This window comes from Veillonella sp. VA139 (assembly GCF_003992005.1).
In the GTDB taxonomy this organism is placed as follows: domain Bacteria; phylum Bacillota; class Negativicutes; order Veillonellales; family Veillonellaceae; genus F0422.
Genome location: NZ_RQVL01000031.1, coordinates 1 through 22,442 on the forward strand (window position 1 = coordinate 1; position 22,442 = coordinate 22,442).

At 40.6% G+C, this 22,442-nt stretch carries 18 protein-coding genes, 2 tRNA genes and 1 pseudogene; 3 read left to right on the forward strand and 18 right to left on the reverse strand.

Annotated features, from left to right (window positions below; translation table 11 throughout):
• Positions 1–2: 2 nt before the first annotated feature.
• From EO125_RS08750 to fusA, 13 genes and pseudogenes are all read right to left on the reverse strand, one after another.
• Positions 3–75: transfer RNA gene (locus EO125_RS08750), tRNA-Asn, on the reverse strand.
• 10 nt (positions 76–85) lie between these two features.
• A tRNA-Gly gene (locus EO125_RS08755) sits at positions 86–160 on the reverse strand.
• A gap of 543 nt (positions 161–703) precedes the next feature.
• Positions 704–1,078, reverse strand: coding sequence for a hypothetical protein (locus EO125_RS08760; protein WP_127148558.1), 375 nt, complete (start codon positions 1,076–1,078; stop codon positions 704–706).
• Between the two features lie 55 nt (positions 1,079–1,133).
• On the reverse strand, positions 1,134–2,198 hold the full coding sequence (locus EO125_RS08765) for a nicotinate-nucleotide--dimethylbenzimidazole phosphoribosyltransferase (RefSeq protein ID WP_127148559.1): 1,065 nt from the start codon (positions 2,196–2,198) through the stop codon (positions 1,134–1,136).
• Complete coding sequence (cobT, locus tag EO125_RS08770) at positions 2,191–3,237, reverse strand: nicotinate-nucleotide--dimethylbenzimidazole phosphoribosyltransferase (RefSeq protein ID WP_127148560.1); 1,047 nt, start codon at positions 3,235–3,237, stop codon at positions 2,191–2,193. The genes EO125_RS08765 and cobT overlap by 8 nt, the downstream gene beginning before the upstream one ends.
• A gap of 381 nt (positions 3,238–3,618) precedes the next feature.
• Positions 3,619–3,780 (reverse strand): hypothetical protein, encoded by a 162-nt coding sequence (locus tag EO125_RS09890; protein WP_164726496.1) that lies wholly within the window; start codon positions 3,778–3,780, stop codon positions 3,619–3,621.
• Positions 3,781–4,372: 592 nt separating this feature from the next.
• Entirely contained in the window at positions 4,373–5,716 is a 1,344-nt protein-coding gene (locus EO125_RS08775) for an MATE family efflux transporter (protein WP_127148561.1), read from the reverse strand.
• Positions 5,713–6,126, reverse strand: coding sequence for a hypothetical protein (locus EO125_RS08780; RefSeq protein WP_127148562.1), 414 nt, complete (start codon positions 6,124–6,126; stop codon positions 5,713–5,715). Before EO125_RS08780 ends, EO125_RS08775 begins: the two co-directional genes overlap by 4 nt.
• A gap of 248 nt (positions 6,127–6,374) precedes the next feature.
• A complete protein-coding gene (locus tag EO125_RS08785) occupies positions 6,375–7,256 on the reverse strand; it encodes a prephenate dehydrogenase/arogenate dehydrogenase family protein (protein ID WP_127148563.1) in 882 nt (293 codons plus the stop codon).
• A 512-nt stretch (positions 7,257–7,768) separates the two neighbouring features.
• Entirely contained in the window at positions 7,769–8,674 is a 906-nt protein-coding gene (locus EO125_RS08790; protein ID WP_127148564.1) for a DMT family transporter, read from the reverse strand.
• Positions 8,671–9,153, reverse strand: a complete 483-nt coding sequence (locus EO125_RS08795) for a YhcH/YjgK/YiaL family protein (RefSeq protein ID WP_164726497.1) — start codon at positions 9,151–9,153, stop codon at positions 8,671–8,673. Before EO125_RS08795 ends, EO125_RS08790 begins: the two co-directional genes overlap by 4 nt.
• Before the next feature lie 151 nt (positions 9,154–9,304).
• Positions 9,305–10,108, reverse strand: a pseudogene (locus EO125_RS08800) (KilA-N domain-containing protein).
• A gap of 309 nt (positions 10,109–10,417) precedes the next feature.
• Positions 10,418–12,487, reverse strand: a complete 2,070-nt coding sequence (gene fusA, locus EO125_RS08805; RefSeq protein ID WP_127148566.1) for an elongation factor G — start codon at positions 12,485–12,487, stop codon at positions 10,418–10,420.
• A gap of 335 nt (positions 12,488–12,822) precedes the next feature.
• Here fusA and EO125_RS08810 point away from each other — a divergent pair, with 335 nt between their 5' ends.
• Positions 12,823–14,184, forward strand: a complete 1,362-nt coding sequence (locus EO125_RS08810) for an amino acid permease (protein ID WP_127148567.1) — start codon at positions 12,823–12,825, stop codon at positions 14,182–14,184.
• An 80-nt stretch (positions 14,185–14,264) separates the two neighbouring features.
• Here EO125_RS08810 and EO125_RS08815 read toward each other — a convergent pair whose 3' ends face one another.
• Positions 14,265–15,488: a Fic family protein gene (locus tag EO125_RS08815; protein WP_164726498.1), complete on the reverse strand. Its 1,224-nt coding sequence runs from the start codon at positions 15,486–15,488 to the stop codon at positions 14,265–14,267.
• Between the two features lie 389 nt (positions 15,489–15,877).
• Here EO125_RS08815 and prmA point away from each other — a divergent pair, with 389 nt between their 5' ends.
• Positions 15,878–16,816 (forward strand): 50S ribosomal protein L11 methyltransferase, encoded by a 939-nt coding sequence (gene prmA / locus EO125_RS08820; RefSeq protein ID WP_127148569.1) that lies wholly within the window; start codon positions 15,878–15,880, stop codon positions 16,814–16,816.
• A gap of 406 nt (positions 16,817–17,222) precedes the next feature.
• Here prmA and EO125_RS08825 read toward each other — a convergent pair whose 3' ends face one another.
• Both EO125_RS08825 and EO125_RS08830 read right to left on the reverse strand, forming a co-directional pair.
• Positions 17,223–18,485 carry an RNA-binding domain-containing protein gene (locus EO125_RS08825; RefSeq protein ID WP_127148570.1) on the reverse strand — a complete coding sequence of 421 codons (1,263 nt, stop codon included), beginning with the start codon at positions 18,483–18,485 and terminating at the stop codon, positions 17,223–17,225.
• Between the two features lie 424 nt (positions 18,486–18,909).
• On the reverse strand, positions 18,910–19,848 hold the full coding sequence (locus EO125_RS08830) for an RluA family pseudouridine synthase (protein WP_240630459.1): 939 nt from the start codon (positions 19,846–19,848) through the stop codon (positions 18,910–18,912).
• 299 nt (positions 19,849–20,147) lie between these two features.
• Here EO125_RS08830 and EO125_RS08835 point away from each other — a divergent pair, with 299 nt between their 5' ends.
• Positions 20,148–20,996 carry a phospholipase D-like domain-containing protein gene (locus tag EO125_RS08835; RefSeq protein WP_127148571.1) on the forward strand — a complete coding sequence of 283 codons (849 nt, stop codon included), beginning with the start codon at positions 20,148–20,150 and terminating at the stop codon, positions 20,994–20,996.
• 277 nt (positions 20,997–21,273) lie between these two features.
• Here EO125_RS08835 and EO125_RS08840 read toward each other — a convergent pair whose 3' ends face one another.
• Both EO125_RS08840 and EO125_RS08845 read right to left on the reverse strand, forming a co-directional pair.
• Entirely contained in the window at positions 21,274–21,465 is a 192-nt protein-coding gene (locus EO125_RS08840) for a hypothetical protein (protein ID WP_127148572.1), read from the reverse strand.
• A gap of 92 nt (positions 21,466–21,557) precedes the next feature.
• Positions 21,558–21,899, reverse strand: coding sequence for a hypothetical protein (locus tag EO125_RS08845; protein ID WP_127148573.1), 342 nt, complete (start codon positions 21,897–21,899; stop codon positions 21,558–21,560).
• Positions 21,900–22,442 lie beyond the last annotated feature (543 nt).

Here is a 22,442-nt window from a genome sequence, read left to right on the forward strand (position 1 = left end):
GGCTCCTCGAGTAGGACTCGAACCTACGACCGATCGGTTAACAGCCGATTGCTCTACCTGCTGAGCTATCGAGGAATGAACAAACTGGAGCGGAAAACGAGATTCGAACTCGCGACCCCCGCCTTGGCAAGGCGGTGCTCTACCGCTGAGCTATTTCCGCATATATGCAATCCATGTTTTTCTTTCTTGCGACTGCTCATTTATGATACCAAAAAATTTGGATAGTTGTCAACAGATTTTTTAAAAATATTTTATCCTTAAATTGCAAGTTATATTTGACATGTTATTTGTATGATATTATACATCACAAAAAGCACAGAATTTGCATTCTGTGTTTTTTATATATTTTATGAAAGAAAAATCTGCTATAATAAACATGTCACTATCACCCAATCCGTGACGGAAAGGAGGTGTTATCATTGCTTAATTATTTAATCTTGTTGTTTGTTACTATCATGGCAAATGTAATTAGCTACTACATTTGCAAATGGCTAGATAGTAACAAGAAATAGTGACTAGCCAAAGTCGTTATTTTTAGACGACAAAGAAAAAGCACAGGGCGGCCCCCCTGTGCTTTTTTGGTGTTATCAATGCTTGATAATCCTTGTTGTTTTAGCTACCGTTATTATATCACAAATAAATTACAAACTCCACCCTTATTTCATTTTTTCTTCGCCCTGTATGAACGACATAATGATTATGACTACTCACTATCACTACCATATTCCTCTTTCAATATGGATATCACAAGTTCTTTAATTTCTGGTAGTTCTTCATAATAGAGATTCCACACGGGTCTTTTACCAAATTTGTATTCATAGGAAACAAGGTACGGAATTGCAGCAATCAGATTCCAAGGTACATCCTGATGTTTCATTTTAAACTCTTCTGACGTTCTACTTAGATATTTACCAATGAAGTGTAATTTGCAAGCAATTCCATCTTCTACCATATCATCCATGATTCTATCATCAGTCACTAACTCTCTGTGTTCATTTCGACCTTTATATCGTTCCACTGTTGCGTCCAATTTATATATTAACTCCAAGGCATCTACTAATAGCTTTTCATTTTCCATATATAGCCCCACATACGAATTATATATCTACATACCTTTTGAAAGTACTCAAAAACTACCGTCCGTCTTGGCGTTCAGATCCTGGTCCATCAACGGCTACGTTTACACTAGCCTCGCCGAATGTTTTCATATCATTTAGCATATGCATGCCCGCATCAAGGACAGATAATCCCATGGTGGAGCCTAATGCTTCGTCCATTTCAAAGCCGTAGAACAGATGTGGCTTGATTCCTAAGTATTTCATTTGCGCTTTCTGCACTGGTTCCCCCATATGGACAGATGGGAACACGTAATCCATGACCGCTTCGTTGATACATTTTGCAGCTAATACAGCCGCTCCTGTTTCTGCCGTGTCGAACACAACTGCCATGCGATGGCTTGCCGCCCCTAGAATAAGTCCAGCTAATACCACCACGTCTGGAGATCCTACGGTGGCTAACACATGTACACCGTCTTGGCTCGGTAATTGATGTTCTGCTAAGCTCGCCGTCAACTGTTTCGCCTTTTCTTGGATGCTCAAGGTGCAATTATTCTCTGTCAATAATTCTACCATAGGATAGCCTGTGATACCTGCTGTGACCGCCAATGCTGAAAGTAAGCTTCTTTCACCGACAGTACCGATACCGATGGTTTGGTAACCCATTTCACTTAATTCATCCGCTAAGGCAAAGCCCACTTCTAAGCCTTGTTCTACGATGTCAGGTGTCAACGCCGCATGCATGCGGAAGAACTTAGACCCTTTCGCTAATTTATGCTGGAGTACCCCTTCAATATGGCTCGTATCTAATTCTAAGCCTGCGTCCACTAAGAATACATCTGCACCAATTTTCTTCGCTGCTCCGTGGGTAGCAGAATGTCCCGATGCTAATCGTTCCATGGCTTTCAAACTTTCCACACCATGGGTTTGGTTTTGTGGTCCATCTACAGCGATATCAGCTCCTACAATAACAACAGCATGACGAAGATTGTTAGGTTTTTCCTCTTTCAGAATCCCTGCCATACGTTCTGTAATCCCCTCTAGACGTGCCAAGGAATACAATGGTTTTGTTAGGTTATCGATGCGCAAACGGCATTCCTCCATGGACGGTTTGTGCAATGGTTCGATGACAAAATTACGCATGGTGCTCACCTCCTGCAACTTCGTGGAACATGTCCACAGCTAAGTTCAACATTTGCATTTGCATAGATCCGCCTGTGGCCTCACCCAAGCAGAATCCAAGGTCTACATAGGCTTCGAGGTCCAATGTTTTCAGCGCATCTTTGTGAGCTTTTTCAGCAGACAAATGGGATGCCATCACGTAATCCATAGTATGCGGGTTCATGGCGTGCGCAATCAAAGCACAAGCGGTAGTATTGAATCCATCAATAACTACCAACGCATGGTTCGCCGCCGCTCCTAGAATAACCCCTACTAGGCAAGCAAATTCCAATCCCCCTACAGCAGACAAAATGCCCAATCCGTCCGTGGCTGGAATATCCGCATATTTCACAAGCGCATCGTAAACGACCTTTTGTTTCACTTTCAATCGTTCGTCTGAAATATTCGTGCCTCGTCCCGTTGCTTCATCCGCTGAAAGTCCGGAGAACTTCGCTGTAATCACCGCACTGGACGTAGTGTTACCAATGCCCATTTCGCCCACTAAGAAGGTGTTAAAGCCTTCTTTTACCTTTTCTTCTACAAAAGCAATGCCTACCTCCACGGCCTCGATGGCTTTATCCATCGGCATAGCTGGTTCTTCTAGCATGTTGTTCGTACCATTCGGCATTACCTTGCGATGGTGTAAGCCTGGCACAGCGGACATATCTGCCGCCACCCCTACATCGATCACCTCAATTTGAGCACCACAATAATTTGCTAGCGCATTAGCTGCCGCTCCTTTAGGAATCAAATAGTTCATGGTCATATGCACCGTTACCTCTTGTGGGTAGGCGCTAACACCGATTTTTGCCACACCGTGGTCACCAGAGGCGATGATCATACAAGGCTTAGGAGCCGCTGGATTTACTTGATTCGTCGCCGCCGCATAATGCTCTACCATCGTCGCTAACTTACCATACGAACCATATGGAGTCCCTTTACTCCACTGTTCCCCAATTGCGCGTTCAATCTCTTTATTCCGTGGCACAATCCGTGCCAACGTACTTTCATATAAACTCATACGTCCTCCTATGTGAAACCCATCATAAGAATACAAAAAAAGCATAGCCCTAGACCATGCCAAGTTGATTCCATTATAAAGTATTTTTCGGTCAGTTTCAATTTTTATATTTTCTACCTTGTGCATTTAAGAGCCAACATATGTCTCCTAAAAACTGCCCTACGTGAAAGTTTTTAGGAGACATATGTTGGCTCAAGGGATTGCGCTTGATATGAAGATATAAAAATTGAAACAGACCGGGGAAAATAAGCGGAGAGAGAGTTACTTGTTTTTGTATACTTCACGTCTATGAAGTTATCCAATGTTTTATCATCCTTGCTATGGATGGGTCTAACTTTTTAATTTGCTTTATAGCATGTTCTGAAAATTTAACCGCAAACACTAAATACCTAACATCCTACAAACTTCTTCATGATCGTATATCGGCTCGCGGTGTAATGTATGTCTTGCCTCAAGAATGCGCAGTTCGTCTATCATCAACTCTTCTTCTGAATCATATAGTATTTCATCAAGTATATCACAATAATTGATTTCTTTAAGCATAAAAGCACCTCCACACAAAGAAAGCCCCCACATGAATACACACGTAAGGACTCCTGATTAATCTGTAAGAAAATTCTATCACATTGCGAGAAAAAACTCAATAGATTATTAAGCACAATATATCTCAATGTTAAACACAGAGTTTTAATCTATTTACAACACTAAAGAGCATAGTATAACTCACTTCCCTAGGTCGCCACCCCGCTCAGATAGGTTTAAATTCCCCTCTCTGATAAACACAAAGGAGCCCCCATGTGTTCTGTCAAAAACTTTCGCGTAGGGTAGTTTACGGGGCCTACACAGGGGCTCAAAATCACACTCTTCTCCCCTAGGTCGCCCACCGGTCGGAGCGGTTTAAATTCCCTTCTCTCCATAAACACAAAGGAGCCCCCATGTGTTTCGTCAAAAACTTTCGCGTAGGGCAGTTTTTGCGGAATACATGGGGGCTCAAATCACACTCTTCTCCCCTGGGTCGCCCACCGGTCGGAGCGGTTTAAATTCCTCAAAACAAAAAGCCAGCATATGTTGTATTAAAAACTTTCGCGTAGGGCAGTTTTTATGCGACATATGCTGGCTTCCCACAAACAGGAATTTAAACCGATATGAGCGAACGACCTCTCCATTTGTTCGACTGCCACCGCCACACAAATATAAGCGCCCGTATGATCTCATCGATAGCCATAGCTACCCATACGCCAACTAATCCCCATCCAAGGACGATACCAAAGTAATAGGACAAGGTCACTGCAAAGGCCCACATGCCAAAGACGCCGACAAACATAGGAATCCGAATGTCTCCCGCTGCTTGCAAACATTGTACCAATACGATATTGGCGCCACGTCCAATTTCCAAGAAGATTTCAATAAACAGCACAGCTTTCGCTAGATCTATAATTTCTTGATTATCCGTCACAAGGCGCATCACTGGTTCGCAGGCAAAATAAAAGAAGGTACTCAATCCCACACCAATGGAAACGCCTGCTGCCGTTGTGAGCCACACACGGCGGGACACTTCTTCTTCTCGTTTAGCTCCCATGAGGAATCCTACCACGATTTGCGCTGCATTGGCCAAGGCGATGGTGTACATATAGCAGAATGTAGCGATGATATATACATACACTTTTGTTGTAATCACCACGAGCCCCATGAGATTCACCATTTTCATAATGACTGTTTGTGACAGTTGGTATGACAAGGTTTCCCCTCCGGATGGTACGGAAATAAACAGCAATTGTCGTAGCGTTTCCCAACGGAATGGGCGCAGATAATCTACTTTCATACGGGCTGTCAACAAAGACTGATGGCACCAGATAATAATACCTAGCCCTAATGCCTTGCTAATCACTGTCGATAAGGATACACCTAGGACGCCCATGCTTGGGATAGGACCCCAGCCATAGATGAAGGCGTAGTTCAAGATAATATGGACCACGTTCATGACGAGGGCAATCCACATAGAAATGCGCGGCATGGAATGCCCACGGAACACAGCCACATAGGTCGTATAAATTCCAGTGATAGGAATACTAGCTGCTACAATATTCATATACAAGCTAGTTTCTTGCAGAATCTCTGTTGGTACACCCAACCACTGGCAGAGCGTTTCATGAAAGAGTATCACCACTGTACCAGCAACAACACTGAACAATGTATGAAACACAATACTTATGGTGTATACTTCATCAATTTTATCTGGTCGTTTCGCCCCTAAATATTGGGCGATTAAAATGGTTGTGGCTGTACTCATTACGATGAGTAAAAAGAGTATCATATTGATAATCTGGTTCGCATTAGCTACGGCAGCTACCGCCGTTTCTGCATAATGACTAAGCATGAACTGGTCCACATTACCCAATAACATTTGCAAAAATAATTCTATAAAGATAGGGACACTCAGTGCCCCTACAGATAAAGATACGCTTTTTGTTACTTTCATTCTAATTCAACTTTCTCTAAGGCACCGTTCTCCACTAAAGATTCCCAGCTTGCTACCAAGCGATAGCGCGCCTCTACTTCCGCTTCTTTCCAATGTTCACCCACAGGGAACCATTCACTAGGCACCTTACCACATTTGGTAAAATTCAATGTATATCCCATGGAGCACACTTCTTTGGCCGCCCACCAAGCACCTATACGGTCACGGCTGTCTAAATAGACCGTATCTAAACCCGTTTCGGATACCCAAGATACAATCTCAGGCCAATACTCCTCAGGGATGACACTGGCTACCAATGTGTCTTGCAACGCTTGATTCGCCACTTCCGAGGGATTGTCTACCCCTACACCTGACGTATTTTGTACTTCTTCTAACACTTGATCTACTATACTTTGTGCTGTGTCTGTCATACTATCGCTCCTTTCTATGCTTGTCTTTTATGTCTATCTCTATCATGTTCCCTATTTGTAACACAATGTTGAAAGTTCTCCCATGGATATGCCATGTTTCTTTCAAACATCTATAGCTATTATATCACAGGCTCTACCTATCTCCTATGTTGAAAGCCTTTCCTGTTATGGTAATGCATGCATAACTCATACTATTTCCCTGCCTATGTAAAATATGGATAGCTAGTATGGTTGCACTTTCAGGCATATTATTTCTTTTCTATGGTCAAGCTTGGCAAGCGATCACGAATCGCTTTGCCTCGCGCCAAATACTGTCCTAGTCCATCCCCATTGTCATCGGCTTGGAGTAAGGCTTTCACCGTTTCTAACTCCTGTTCCACCTTATGGATGGCCTCTAACACATTATGGCGATTTCCGTAGATAATCTCCTGCCACATACTAGGTAACCCACTGGCGGTACGGGTGCTGTCTCGTAGGCCACCCGCCGACAAGCTCATGCGCTTATCCCCTAGTTCATCGTTACCAACGGCGGTGATTATGACGGATGCCAACACATGCGGCATATGGCTTACCATGGCCAAGCATCCATCGTGACGCTTCATGTCCACGTATTCGATACGAGACCCCACGGCACGGCCCATGTCAGCGAGTTCCTGTGCCACTGTGGCATCGTAGGCTGGTTGTTCCTCGTCTTCTAAAACAATCCACCCCATTTTCTGAAATAAGTCTTTATGGGCTTCTTCATAGCCCCCTTTTTCAGAACCTGCCATAGGATGTACAGATACGAAGTGTACGCCCTTAGGAATATGTGCATACACAGCATGAGCAAATTCATCTTTCGCACTGGACACATCGGTCACCACTTGCCCTGGTCGGAGCAATGAGGCTACTTTCACAAAGAGTTCGCTATTCGTTTGTGGCGGTAAGGCAAAGACCACAATATCCGCACCCATGATAACAGGTTCCACCGCTGTGAAAGCCTGCGATACACAACCGTCTGCCAAGGCAAGGTCACAAATTTCCTGACGTCGTGCATACCCGATAACCTCATATGTTGTGTATGCTCGCAATGCTTTTGCCAAGGATGCCCCTAGCAATCCTAATCCAATAATACCAACTGTTCGTGCCATCCTGTACCTCCTACCCCTAACATTAAGGAACCAAACTATAGCTATACCTATCAATATATATGTCTCACCATCAATTCCATACAGTCCTTCTACCACTTGTCCTTATAGTATGATGTCACTTCAATAAATGAATCTTTTAAGTGTTACCATATTCTATATTTACTAGTTCTACCATGATTTATGGATTCGGTCAACCATTCATAATCATCACTATGAAAACTTTATACATAATCATTCTACACTTTCATCTCCTAATGCCATCACTATTCACTCATCCATGTATATATTGTCATATACACTTAACTACTATTCATTTCGCAAATTATATATATTTTATAACCCTTTCACTCCAATTTTTATTAAAAAAGATAGTAACATTAATACATGATTTTACTATACAAAAATAGAGGAGCATCCCCTATCCGTGATTTGCTCCTCTATATCTTATAGCATTAAATTTGTGCTCTCCCTATATAACCTTATGCTATCGCCTTATCTTATATGCAACTATACTACGCTTTTGTAGCACGCCCTTTATCCCACGCCAAGATAAAAATAGTAATGATGATAAGTGTCATGCCGATGATATCCCACTGTGTGAACTCATTGCCCAACAACAACCATGCCAGTACCGCTGCCGAAATAGGTTCTATGGATGAAAGTATAGACCCCGTCACGGCGCCTACTCGTCGTACCCCTTCTAAGTATGCATTAAAGGAGACCACTGTGCCAAAAATAATAATACTCCAAAACCCACCATAGGTCCACCAATCCCACACAATCCCTTCGGAACTTGGTTGTGTGGCAATCCACGCAAAGGTCCCTCCAATAAGCATACCAAAGCCCACAATAGGTGCCGTACCATACTTTTTCAATAAAGGCACTGGCTGCAATGTGTAAATGCCTACCGCCACGGCGGATAAAATCCCCCAAAAGAGGAGCGTATCGTCTAACGCCGATATATCCCACACCCCTTGCAAAGCAATGATAGCCGTTCCTAATGTCGCTAGTACAACGCTACCTAACTCTGCCATACGTGGTAATTTTAATCGCGTGATTGATATATACAAAATAATAAGCGCTGGCCCTACATATTGCAAAACCGTCGCAATCCCTGCCCCTGCGTAGGCGATGGCTTTAAAGTAGGTGTATTGGCACATCCACATACCGAGAACACCAAATATCATCAACCGCAGTGTGTCTTTCCCATCAGAAAAGACCTTAAAAATAGAGATCCGACCTTGGTAAAAGGCAACCGCTACCGTAATCACACCAGCAATGACAAGGCGCATGGCCACTACCCATTCCGCCGACATCATCCGCTGTTGTTGCACAAATTGTGAGCACATGCCCGAAAAGCCCCACAGAACGGCACCTAATGTAATTAGTAACATACCTTTCATGACATATGCATTCATGCTTCTTCCTCAGTTAATAAACTCTTATGGATTTTCACAACAACCTTGCGAATTTCCTGCACCTCATTTAGTGCAATCAAGGTGCGATGCAATTCCCCAGGATAAAAAATACAATAATCCCCTGGGCGCACATCGATTTTTACAGTGCCACCTTGCGCAGGATCATAGAAATAACAATCCTTGTCGTCATAAGCCTCGACCATGTCCGGAAAAGTTTGACGAATAAGAATCTCCATTTGCTCTTCCCCAGCCACTAGAAATTGCACATCCATGTAATCCTTATGCCCTTCAATCTTCGTCCCCTCATAAACCTTAGTGTTCACAATATCCACATTAGCATACATCAAATCGCCCTCAATCGGATAACGGCCGCCTTCAAAAGTCGTGAAATCATGCGCTTTCAAAAACTCAAGAGCTCGCTCCACCGCCTTCGGATAATGAAACTGTTTATAATCAATAACTATACTTTGATATATCATAACGGACTCCTTTATCATCACACCATGCGAACCGTGCCTCCCCTAGCACCCTCACATGAATCGTATCTATCTACATTTACTATACTAGCATAGCCATATAAGGTCAAACACAATTTTGATGATGACATGATATATTAGACTTTCTCATTCTCTATTTCAATTTTTTAATTAATTCACTGTCATATAATATCTTCATCTGTTCAATAGCAATTGAATTTAATTTTTCCAATCGCTCAGACTGACTCATGCCTTCATTAATAAATACTGCATTGAGATTCTCAAGATTAGAAAGGCAAACCAACTGAGATATATCTGCATAATCTCTAATATTACCCTTGAAACCAGGATTTTCATCACGCCACTCTTTCGCCGTTATCCCAAATAAAGAAACATTAAGAATATCCGCTTCATTTGCATAAATTGCATTAATTTTTTCCTATGAAAGTTTATCTGGAACAAGCTTGTTCTTAATCGCATCTGTGTGAATTCTGTAATTGATTTTTGCCAAATTCCTTTTGATATCCCAACCTAACTTTTTTTGCTCTTCTTCTTTTAGACGTTCAAACTCTTTAATCAAATATAATTTGAAGTATGGAGATACCCACGATGCAAACTCAAATGCTATATCTTTATGTGCATAAGTTCCACCATATCTTCCCGCCCTTGCAACAATACCAATAGAATTTGTTTTTTCTACCCATTGTTTAACCGATAATATAAAACGATTAAATCCCGCTTCATTTTTAATTACCTCGAATTCGAGGGAATTAAAGTTAGTGTTATACATCTCTTCCCAAATACCTAAAAATTCTATGGTATTTTTATTTCTAAGCCATTTTTCAATTAATGCAGATCCATTTTCTATATTTCTAATCATATCTGTTAAAGAAATATAATCCCTATTATTTATCGCTATAATACTAGTTTCAGAACCTTCAACATTTATTTTAGACATAGATTTACCTATTTATCACTATAATTTATAATATTGGTTCTTACGAAGTTTCTCCCACACTTTATATTAGAAGACCTTCGTTTTTAGAAGAAGATGTATCCCGAACAAACGTTATCCTCCCCCTGAGGAACGCCATTATGCGTAGTAGCCTTGTGGCGTTCCCTTACTAACTAAATTACACAAACTCAAGAAGAGCACGACATGTTCCGGAGCAAACCTAACCACTGTATCAGTTTGCGGAGGAATGTGTCGTGCTCTTCCCTTTGCCCTATTCAGTTAAGAACGCCACAGGCTACATAGCGAAACAAGTTACGACTCTTCGTGCCCCGCAAATCCCGCAATGATTGTTTCTGCTTGTTTATGTGGTACTTCTTCATAACCGCTAAATTCCATATTAAACACGCCTTGTCCTTGTGTCATGGAGCGCAATACGGTTACATAATCTAACATTTCTACCAATGGAACTTGGGCTTTCACCACTGTGATACCTTCTCGTGCCCCTTGGTCCATGCCGAGTACGCGACCGCGACGGCTATTCAAGTCACCCATGATATCGCCCATAAATTCTTCTGGTCCAATGACATTCACATTATATACAGGTTCTAACAAAATTGGTTTTGCATCTGGCACACCTTTTTTCAAGGCTTGGGCTGCCGCCATTTTGAACGCCAATTCCGAGGAGTCCACGGTATGATAGGAACCATCTAACAATGTCACTTGGATGCCGATCATTGGATAGCCCGCAAGAAGTCCTTTTTCCAATGTTTCACGAACGCCTTTTTCTACAGCCGGAATATACTGACGAGGAACTGCGCCACCGAAAATTTTATCGATAAACTCGAACTCCCCTTCATATAGCGGAGCAATGCCCAATTTTACATGACCATATTGACCATGACCACCACTTTGCTTTTTATGTTTACCTTCTACTTCCACTGTACCACGGATGGTTTCACGGTATGGAATGTACGGTGTTTCTAATTTGGCACGCACCCCATATTTGCGTTCCATTTTTTGCAAGATATGCTCTAAATGCACATCCCCCATACAACGCACTTGCATTTGACGGCCTTCTACATCTTTCACCACTTCGCAAGTAGGGTCCTCTTCGGAAATACGTGCTAATGCATTGGCCAATTTTTCTTCTTCCCCTTTTTTCTCAGGTACCATGGCAATACGATACAACGGTTGTGGGAATCGGATGGGTGCATATTGTACTTTAAAAGCAGATGTACCGAAGGTATCCCCTGTTTTCGTTTCTGCCAATTTAGGGATAACCACGATATCGCCGGCTTTCGCCACTTCTACTGGTACTTGTTGTTTACCAATCAAGGTCACCATTTTGCCCCATTTTTCTTCTGCATCACGAGTCACATTGTATAGTTTGTCGCCCACTTTCAGTTCACCAGAGAACACACGCACAAAACTTTGTTTACCTGCAAATGGGTCTAAAATTGTTTTAAATACAAAACCTGTGAACGGTTTATCTGCCACAACGATATGTTCCTCTTGAGAGTCCACGCCAATAGCGGTCATTACCTTTTTCGTTGCATCTGGCATATAGCGAATCATACGGTCTAGCACTTGGTCCATACCGATGCGACCCAAGGCAGTACCACACATGACAGGACACACACGACCTGTCAACATACCTTCCCGTAAGCCTTGACGAATTTCTTCTAAGGTTAATTCTTGTCCATCTAAATATTTTTCTAATAAGGTATCATTACCTTCCGCAGCCGCTTCTACAGTCATTTCACGGATTTCTTCTACTTTATCCGACAATTCTGGTGGCACGTCTACTTCTGTCATTTTGCCCTTTTCATACACATAGGCAGTACGTTTTGCTACGTCTACGACGCCTCTGAAAGCAGGTCCTTCGCCGATTGGGATTTGCAATGGCATAATCGCTTTCCCGAATAATTCACGCATTTTTTCCAAGGTACCAAAGAAGTCTGCTTTTTCAACATCCATTTTATTGATGAAAGCCATGCGAGGCATTTGCAACTCTACGCCATATTCCCAGGCACGGATGGTATCGATTTCTACGCCAGTACCAGCAGATAATACCATCAGCATACCGTCGGCGGCACGCAAAGCAGAGCGCACTTCCCCGTGGAACTCAGAATAGCCCGGTGTGTCGATAAAGTTGATTTTATGACCTTTCCATTCACAAGGAGCCATCCCCAACTGGATGGTTACATTTCGTTTGATTTCTTCTGGCTCGAAGTCCATGATGTGTTTGTTATCTTGTCCTTTTCCTACCGCATCAATAGCGCCACAAGACAATAACAATGCTTCTACTAATGCCGTTTTACCCGCCCCGTCATGGGAAACCACCGCCACATTTCTGATCAAATCACTAGTATATTCTTTCATGAACATCGTCCTCCTTATAGATCCGAACATAGTTGATATATTGTTAGTAATTCTACATCTGTCCGCAAATTCCTTTGAGTAAAGCAAAATTCATATATGCAAATTACGCATACTTCAGCAAGATATATTATGAAAGTGCCATGAATACATGAACGTTAAGCCTACCATGTGAAAATATATGATAATTTCCACCTTTATAAAAGGTTTACATGTGTTCACTAATCCCTCATTACTTCTCTACTACACTAAAATTTTACTAGGTAAATTCTATAGTTTGTGGTATTCTAATAGATATATGTCATTTCAGAGTATACATGGGAAGGGAGTTATATAGTATGAAAGACAATGAATCAAAGACATCATTGCATCGAGGTCTAAAAAGCCGTCATATGCAGATGATTGCCTTAGGAGCTTCTGTAGGGACGGGACTCTTCTACGGATCAGCCCCAACCATTCAATTAGTAGGACCAGGTGTTATATTCTCTTATTTATTAACTGGTATCTTTATTTTCTTTTTAATGCGTATGTTAGGGGAAATGTCAGTTCGTGAACCTGTGTCTGGCTCCTTTACCTATTTTGCTAATAAATATTGGTCTTCCTTTGCAGGCTATTTATCTGGCTGGAACTATTGGATCGTGTACATGCTTGCCAGCATGGCAGAGCTTGCTGCGATATCCGTGTACCTCGATTTCTGGTTACCAGGCATTCCGCATTGGATCACTACACTGGCTTGTATTACATTGGTCACTGTGATTAATCTCATTAATGTACGTGCCTATGGGGAAGTGGAATTTTTTGCATCACTCATTAAAGTGGTGGCTATCATCGCTATGATCGCTTTCGGTATCTTCCTCATCTTCTTCGGAGATATGGGCACATTCCCACAAAACTTCTCCAACCTTTGGATTCACGGTGGATTGTTCCCGAATGGTGCCTATGGTTTCATCGCCTCTATCGCTGTGGTTATGTTCTCCTTTGGCGGGGTGGAATTGATTGGTATCACTGCGGGTGAAGCAGAAAATCCGGAAAAAACGTTACCAAAAGCGATTAACGAGTTATTAGCTCGTATCCTCATCTTCTATGTAGGCACAATGACTGTCATCATGGCCTTATCTCCATGGAACGAATTAGGTACTCATGCAAGTCCATTCGTTCAAATCTTTACGAACATCGGCATTCCAGCAGCAGCGCATATTTTAAACTTCGTTGTTGTTGTGGCTGCCTTATCCGTATACAATAGCTTGCTATACAGTAATTCTCGTATTTTGCACAGCATGGCATTGTCTGGTGATGCACCAAAAATCTTCAAGAACTTAACCGCTACAGGGGTGCCATTGATTGCTACCTTGTTCTGTGCTGCCTTAGCCTTGATCGTTGTATTCTTAACATACATCTTCCCAAGTGCTAGCGATGTGTTCTTGCAATTGTTGGCCATCATCGTAGCAGGGTTGATTATTGCATGGTTCATCATTCCAGTGACACACCTTAAATTCCGCAAACGCTTTGCTCGTGAAGGTCGCCTTGATGAATTGAAATTTAAATCCATCTTGTATCCGTTCACAAACTACTTCTGCTTTGCCTTCATCGCTATGGCAGTAGGCGTTATGTTAACAATGGATTCCATGCGCACATCCATCTACATCATTCCAGTGTGGATTGGCGCCTTGTACATTGCGTACAAACTTAAGAAAAAATAATATATGAGTGCTAAAAAGGATAGCTGAGGTTGACTCGGCTATCCTTTTCTTATATCACTACTAGTATGAATTTCTGTGCGTTAATATGACTTGAGTATGTTTACATTAAGTTTAAAATGTAGTACTTTTCCCACCTTGGTAACTACTAAATGTTCAGATGGTATTTCTTTTAACTTAGTATCTAGAGTTCGTTTACTCTTACCAATCGCTGCTACAATTTCATCCTTCGTAGCACCTGAAAAGAGAGAAAACATACTCGCTTGTAATGCTACAAAATAAATATCTTGTATCACTTGATCTGTAATTTGGTTCTTTTCTATAAATCTTTCTAACTTCTTTTCTGCTTCACGTAAACGCTTCACTCTCGTTACTAATAACTCTTTTGCATTTTTTACCGTCTTTTCTAAAAGAGTTAAAAATTCAATGATGAAATATGTCAAATCTCCACGATTATATTCTGAATTAGTAATGATAAATGCATCATAATATTTCTTCTGATTATCTTTTATTACCTTAGAAAGTCTTAGACCTATCAGCGGATGGTATTCTCGTGAAATATACTGCGAGGAAATAATCCTAGATGTGCGCCCATTCCCATCATAAAAAGGATGAATATATCCAAACAAGTAATGATAAATAGCGACACGAATTGGTACCTCAATCGTCTTGTCATTGAGTATGCGAAGGGCTTCTGTCATCGTATCAATGATAGCCGACTCTGGAAACAATCCTTGATGAATAATCTTATCGGTTCCTGTCTTTATATCTACACTATCTGCCCGGAACAATCGTCCATCGGGATGATCTTTTTCATCAATCTCCGACCATAAAAATGAATCATAAAAGGTACGCAACTCTTCGCAGGTATCTATAGATACGTCGTCATTCGTGACATCCAATACTTGCTTGTACTTTTCAATAATACTGTGAAAGCGTAAAGGTCGACTACTATCAAACTGTTCTAAAGAATCTTTGATTTCGCGCCGACTACTGCGGACCCCCTCGATATCATTACTGGATTGTATCTCATCTACTAAAAAACTATTCATAAGATGACTCAATAATACGGTTGGTAATAGTTTGAGTTCTTTTACAAACTCTGCTGCTTCCTTGTAAATGCTTAACACTAAACTCATCATTTCAGGGGCATAACAAAAAAATGCTGGAAAGGATTGCTTTCTATTATACTCTTTAATTTCAATTGGTAAATGAACAGTAAATTCATTATTAAATCGCTCTTCGTATCTCGCGTTCCAATCTTCTTCAGATTTTCTATATAATTTATACAAAGATTCATATTTCATAAGGGCCTCAATTTTACACACTATATGGGTATTATTCCGCTGAAAGCAAGTCACCATTTATTATACTTTCAATAGAAATATCTACCATTTTTGCAAACGAAATTTTCTTCAATGGAAAAAATCGCTATTTTTGCAAATGAAAGTATTCTCTTTATATTATATGGTACTATATTTTCCGAGTTCCTACAAGAAACAATTATCCTAGCCATCCTTAGCCTATATCTATGGTGTTACCCCCATAGAGCCCCAACTATGAACTTACAGTCATAATAGCCCCTCCACAACTTGGCTAAGTTCTTTCGGATGTGATACTATACTAGTAATATAACCGCTTATACTTACGTTATGTTATAGTTACACTATATATATTATATTTACGAGGTACCAACATGTCTTGGCTTGAAATTACACTCATTACGACGCACGAGGCGTCTGAACTCATTACAGATACATTACTCGCATTAGGCACTGAAGGAGTTTATACAGAGGACCCTTATGAGTTTGATCAATTGATCGATGATGGATTCGGAATTATCAAACCAGGCCGTGAGGAGCTCTACGATTCATCGGACGTCATTGTGAAAGCCTATATAGACCCCGGCCTATATGAGATTGACCAGTTAGAAACTCTCATCAAAAGTGAGATTCAGCAATTACAAAGTACTTTCACCATGGATTTCGGTCCCCTTGTGCTGTCCATCCACATGGCTGACGAATCGGGCTGGGACGATTGGAAAACGCAATATCCCCCTATTCCGATGACGGAGCATTTGACGATTATTCCCGATTGGGCGGAGTATAGTCCTCGCGATGATGAACGTGTGATCCGCATCGAACCAGGCATCGCCTTTGGCACTGGCGATCATCCTACCACACGCTTAGCCATCCAAGCAATGGCGCAACATCTCACTCCTAACAGTACCGTCTTTGACGTAGGGACGGGGTCTGGGATCATCGCTCTATCCGCAGGCGCTCTCGGCGCTCGTTCTGTCACAGCTTTCGACCTTGATGAAAGCGCCACGGCTAATGCACAACACCACGTACAGCTAAATCAATTAGAGTCCGTGGTGCAAGTGAAAGCGAATAATCTATTAGAAGGCATCCAGGACTCGGCCTCTCTCATTGTCGCTAATATTATTACGCCTATCTTGTTGCGTTTATTAGACGATGCCTATCGTTGCTTAGAACCGAATGGAGTATTCATCATGAGCGGGGTCCAAGAGGGAGAAGAACAAGCACTCATCGAGGCGGCCTTAGCCGTTGGATTTATCAATCTATCTACTACCACAGAAAACAACTGGGTTTGCATCACTTGTCATACTCCGTGATTAGTGCCACTTTTATCTAAATAACTCTACAACAGTACTGCCCTTGTCTAAGGAGCTCTACAACGTCAGTACAATTACACTCTAGAACAGCAACACTACTATCGCTTATACACTAGTGATCTTGCCAATCTATACCAGTATCTCCTATAAACAAGTACACAATGGTAGTAAGTGTACCTCGTACAACAGCAGATCGACAGGTTCTTATATCATACATCGAAACTAAATATGATATAAAGTCTAATATATGACGCCAAAAGCACGATTCTAAAATTTGCGTACACAAAAAAACGCGATTTCGAATACGATTTTAGTTTTCGTGCTTTTTCGTGTTTTTATCGTTTATTATATTGGGAAGAATTAGTTTAGAAGGGATTAGGTTAGGTTAGATTAGACTAGCCACCATTTATCCACGAACTTTATACTGCACCGATCTGCCTTGACCTACTTGTTCAATATACTTCTCTTTCAATAATTCACGAATATGCTTTAATACTTTTGATTTACTATATGTTGTGATTTCAACTAAGGTCTTAGTCGTACTATACCCTTTTGTAATCCAATCATATATCTCTAACGCAGTCTCGCTTACTCCTTCTAAAGACTGACGTAGCACAGGCAAAATAATCTCTATGGAGTTAGCTGTAATCGTAAAGCTCGGCTTAGATTTGCTTGTATGATAAGAACGAATAATCCTTTGTATACCCGTTCCATAACGTTCAATTAAATTTAACCTAAAAAATACATCCCCCACAATAGGATTTTTTAGTTCTGATATACTAGCTTCCAAATAGTCCTTTTCCGTCAATCCTGGTGGCAACGCACCTGGTGACACGATGCGAATATACTCATCATACATGGAAATTTGAATGTGCCGTTGACTATCCCAATCACGATGTACCAATGCATTAGCTACAGCCTCACGAAAGGCAACCTTGGGAATCCGTTCAATACGCTTACGGTAAAAACCTTGAATCTCTTCATACTCATAATATTGTTCAAATATCTTCAAAGCTTCTTGATGTTGCTTTAAAATGGATTCATGTTCATACTGGTATCGATTCAAAATGATGTTTTCCGTTTCTCCGAACCTAGCTATATCAATCCCTGTAAATTGATTCACATCGGCCAATAGCGCCCCTGCATTCGTAAATCCATCCTTACGGTTATATAGATCTAAGGTAATTAGTAAATCCTCTGAAAGTGCAGAAATACCCATTTCTTCTTGGCAGTATCTTTCAAGAATAGAAAATTCTAAATTTTGTTCTTGGCTAGATAAAGCATCAAAAGTAGTATTTGCCCCTTCCATACACAATCGTCTAAACGCAACTCGATCCACTGGAATTGTGGCACTATCATGTCTTCGATATGCTTTCCCTTTATATATATACGGCGTGTCTTCACCTTTATATACGGTAAGAATAATTATATTCGTATGTTCATCAATTTGTAATGTATACTCTGGTTGCGGTTCGATAGAATCATTAATTGTATTTTCTATATCTAAACAAGCTTGTCTAGGGTTTACTATACCTTTATATACGCCTTCATCAGTGACCCCAAATATAATTTGACCTGTCCCATAATTAGCAAAAGCACTCACCGTTTTTAAAAAAGTTTTATTCTTGCCAACTTCTTGCTTATATTCTAAATCTATGGTTTCTCTCATGATACTCACCTCCTGTCAAGTATAGCAGAAAAGAGCAAAAAAAGCACGATTTCATAATTTTTTGGTCTAAAAAATACATTTTTACATGCGATTCTAATATTTGCGAACACAAAAAACGCGATTTCGAATACAATTTTAGTTTTCGTGCTTTTTCGCGTTTTTTATATCCTATTTAGTATTTGGTAAAAATTATATTACTCTAGCCAAAATTTATCCACGAACTTTATACTGAACCGCTCTGCCTTGCCCTACTTGTTCAATGTACTTCTCTTGCAATACTCCTCGGATGTACTTGAATAGTTTGACTGTATTATCCTTTGTGATTTCATCATATACTATCTAGGATAATAACTACAGCTTTTTTTAATTTAAAAGGAAAATCTAGGATAGTACCTATCACTATAACTATAACAATGCACCGTTGTTATAGTTCTACTACTATTTGCACCCCTGTTCGCATATGGTAGCACACTAAACGATAGGCTCTAAGAGCAAAAGTCTTGTCTATGTCGTCTATCTGTCCTTCTGCCGTATTTATTACCTCTTGCTGTAAGCCTTTGTGACATTGTGCCTCATCGATTCCCCATGCACTCTGCTGGGATTCCAACACTCCCTCATCAGCATACAACGGGTCATGTACCAACGGATGTCCTATATGTGCCATAGTCACTCGAATTTGATGGGTCTTGCCTGTCCACAAGCGAATGCGCAGATCTGTTGTATCTTGTGTCGCATCATAGTGCAGTACTTCATATTCCGTTTTCGTCATCACACCCTCTGGGTGTACCTCTTGATGGATTCCATCTGCACTTTTACGAATGGGTAGTTCTAGCACCTCATGAGCTTGTGCCAATCGCCCATGCACCGTTGCTCGGTACCATTTTTCTAACCGATTGTCGTCCATCTGCATTTGGTAAAAGTGCTGTGCCAAACCATGCTTGGCGACTACTACCAATCCCGATGTGTCACGATCTAAACGATTTAAAAATCGTACTTTTCCATAGATTTTATGAGTTTTAAAATAGTGAGCTACTCCATTCGCTAAGGATACTTGATTTTTCGAGTTCATCGTAATTCCCGATGGTTTATCTACGATAAGAATGTCTTCGTCTTCATAGGCTATTGTTAAGGGCATTTCTATTGGGTCGTGGTCGATACGCTCTTTTAGAGGGATAATTTCTAATACCATCCCCTCTGAAAGTTCCGATTTCGCCGTACACAGTTGCCCATCTAATCGGACATCCTTCGCCCCGAAAAGGTCCTTCATCGTTTTCCGAGGGAATTGATGGATATCTAACCATTCCCCTAGCGTCGTTGCTGTTGTATTTTCAATTGTATATGTTAACGTTCGTTTGTCTTTCATTAGTTTTCCTTTTCAATTAAGTCTCAATACCACTATTATATCGTGCTATCACACTCTCACACTAGTATAGTAAAATCTTTCCACTTTTTAGTAGTTATCTCCATATACTTTACCATGTCCTACACTACTCCTTGAATTAGCATATAAATTACAGATTATCATATGACTTTATTAATTGGTAGTAGGATCTCTAATTACATATAATACCATATTCTCATAAGTTAGCTTTTATGCTAGAATAAAGGCAATTAAAAATCTATAATTAACAGATTATAGTCTAATATCTAGGAGGCACAGTTATGCTAAATTTTTTTAAAAACAAGAGAGAACTCTTTATTCGTTGTGATAATTGCGGTTATACCACAAAAGTTACAAAAGAATTATTTGCTAAAATTTTAGGAGCTACAACTGTATTCTTAGGATATAAAGCATGGGTAGGTTTCCTTTTTGCTGGTACAGGTTTTGCCATGGCTATTTGTATTGCTATTTGCTTTGGTGGGATAGGTCTACTTGCTTACGGTAAAGAAGTTGTGGAATGGCTAAATAAAAAATATCCTTGCCCTCAATGCCAAGCTAAAACCTGGAATACCTTCGAAGCAAGCGATTTGGAATTAATGAAACAAAAAGAACAAGAAGAATCTATGAAAGCTTTTTTTGGCGGAGATAACACCGTGGTTTATTTTGATGAAAAAATACGATCTGCTTTTGAAGCAGGAATTAAAAATGCCTCAACCGAAATTGCTATCGCTGTACCTTTCATCAAAAAATACATTATTTCAGATACTGTCATTTTCCAAGATACTTTAAAAAGCCTCTTAATAGATGCCTTAAATCGCGGAGTAAAGGTGAAGATTCTATATGGAATAAGATATAATAAAGACGATAACAAAGATTTATTAGAAGCTCGCAATACGATGACAGAATTATATAGTGAGCTACATCCCTTATATAAAAATCTATATATTCAAGAAGGTAATGTACATACAAAAGTTGCTATTTTTGACAAGAAATATATGCTTGTAGGCAGCTTCAATTACCTTAGTTTTGGTGGTCACTATACCCAATATACTCGTAAAGAGGCTACTAATGCTCATTATGAATCCAAAAGAATCTGCCCTTACTATCAAGAGTATTTCACCTTTGGTTGATTATTACTATATTTAGTTTATTTACCTTTTTTAAAAAATATGCTATCCTATATACAAAGAAGAGCAAAACGTGTGGCGCGTTAGGCTCATCAAAAATTTGACTTTTGTGCCTAACGTGATGAGATACTTCTCTTTACATTAGGCACGGTTTCTTTTATAAGAATACTACTTACGTCGTAGCATTACATACAAGGTGATAATCGCTACTATGAACATTAGAAAATTAACCCCCACGGTTTCCTCCATGGGGGTTTTGCTTTTTCCCTAAGATACAGCATCAATATGTCTTCAGCATATCGTTATTCATTTTCTCTAATATGGAGTCAGTATCTTTAAATAGATCATCCAGTCTCTTATACGTAGCATCCACATAAGGATCCGTTTTGCCACCATCTTTTTTGACACTATCCTTCAACATCTTTCGAAATGCTTTTTCCGCCTCTTTATCGGGTTGCACAATTCCGTTCATAACATCTCCTCCTTTATCTCACATACGATATACCTACAGTATACACCAAATCCCTAGCCGTATCTACTCTAGGGCTTAGATACATCCAGATTTTACAAATTAGACTCGAACTCAGTACCGCATTTTTCACATTTATACTTGCCTAAGCGTTTGTCTACAATCTCCCCTGCAACATGGCCTGCCGCAGCAGCACCTAAAGCACCTAAAATCGCTCCACATATAGAGCCTATACCTGCGCCAACCGCCGTTCCAACCAGCGGCACAGCAGAACCTATAGTGGCACCGAATGCCGCACCAGCAGACGCACCTTCACCAGCACCAACCGTCGTACCTACAACACCACCTACACCACCAACTGCAGTCCCTAATTTAGAAAAGGTATTCACCAAAGTTACATACTCACAGGATTCACAAACCGGACATTTTGCGTTCATAACATTCTCCTTTTTCTCAAAACATTTCATAACACATTATACATACCACATCGAGCCATACCACTCACACATCTCCTTACATTCGTATCACTCGATCTGATACACATAGTATATATCATTTCATTGAAAGCAAATTATATTTTCCCCGATAGTTAATCCATAACAAAAAAGAACCACCTAGCAATATGCCAAGTGGTTCTTTTTGCATGCCCCTGCAGTGGGGTAGTAATTCTAAAGCGGAGAAAAGTGATTCTAAGAAAGGTTCTACGTCTAAACGTTTCAGTCCCAGCATTGGTGGACGTAAATGGTACGGTGTACCATTTACGCAAAGATCTATGTCCATGAAAAAGGATACAGTAACTTTGCTGTCCCCGCAATGGGGGACGTAAATGGTGCGGTGTACCATTTACGCAAAGATCTATGTCCATGAAAAAGGATACAGTAACTTTGCTGTCCCCGCAATGGGGGACGTAAATGGTGCGGTGTACCATTTACGCAAAGATCTATGTCCATGAAAAAGGATACAGTAACTTTGCTGTCCCC

Coding starts and splice junctions, on each gene's coding strand:
- EO125_RS08760 (WP_127148558.1), bottom strand. CDS start 1,078: ATGGAAAATGAAAAGCTATTAGTAGATGCCTTGGAGTTAATATATAAA.
- EO125_RS08765 (WP_127148559.1), bottom strand. CDS start 2,198: ATGCGTAATTTTGTCATCGAACCATTGCACAAACCGTCCATGGAGGAA.
- cobT (WP_127148560.1), bottom strand. CDS start 3,237: ATGAGTTTATATGAAAGTACGTTGGCACGGATTGTGCCACGGAATAAA.
- EO125_RS09890 (WP_164726496.1), bottom strand. CDS start 3,780: ATGCTTAAAGAAATCAATTATTGTGATATACTTGATGAAATACTATAT.
- EO125_RS08775 (WP_127148561.1), bottom strand. CDS start 5,716: ATGAAAGTAACAAAAAGCGTATCTTTATCTGTAGGGGCACTGAGTGTC.
- EO125_RS08780 (WP_127148562.1), bottom strand. CDS start 6,126: ATGACAGACACAGCACAAAGTATAGTAGATCAAGTGTTAGAAGAAGTA.
- EO125_RS08785 (WP_127148563.1), bottom strand. CDS start 7,256: ATGGCACGAACAGTTGGTATTATTGGATTAGGATTGCTAGGGGCATCC.
- EO125_RS08790 (WP_127148564.1), bottom strand. CDS start 8,674: ATGAATGCATATGTCATGAAAGGTATGTTACTAATTACATTAGGTGCC.
- EO125_RS08795 (WP_164726497.1), bottom strand. CDS start 9,153: ATGATATATCAAAGTATAGTTATTGATTATAAACAGTTTCATTATCCG.
- fusA (WP_127148566.1), bottom strand. CDS start 12,487: ATGAAAGAATATACTAGTGATTTGATCAGAAATGTGGCGGTGGTTTCC.
- EO125_RS08810 (WP_127148567.1), top strand. CDS start 12,823: ATGAAAGACAATGAATCAAAGACATCATTGCATCGAGGTCTAAAAAGC.
- EO125_RS08815 (WP_164726498.1), bottom strand. CDS start 15,488: ATGAAATATGAATCTTTGTATAAATTATATAGAAAATCTGAAGAAGAT.
- prmA (WP_127148569.1), top strand. CDS start 15,878: ATGTCTTGGCTTGAAATTACACTCATTACGACGCACGAGGCGTCTGAA.
- EO125_RS08825 (WP_127148570.1), bottom strand. CDS start 18,485: ATGAGAGAAACCATAGATTTAGAATATAAGCAAGAAGTTGGCAAGAAT.
- EO125_RS08830 (WP_240630459.1), bottom strand. CDS start 19,848: ATGAAAGACAAACGAACGTTAACATATACAATTGAAAATACAACAGCA.
- EO125_RS08835 (WP_127148571.1), top strand. CDS start 20,148: ATGCTAAATTTTTTTAAAAACAAGAGAGAACTCTTTATTCGTTGTGAT.
- EO125_RS08840 (WP_127148572.1), bottom strand. CDS start 21,465: ATGAACGGAATTGTGCAACCCGATAAAGAGGCGGAAAAAGCATTTCGA.
- EO125_RS08845 (WP_127148573.1), bottom strand. CDS start 21,899: ATGAACGCAAAATGTCCGGTTTGTGAATCCTGTGAGTATGTAACTTTG.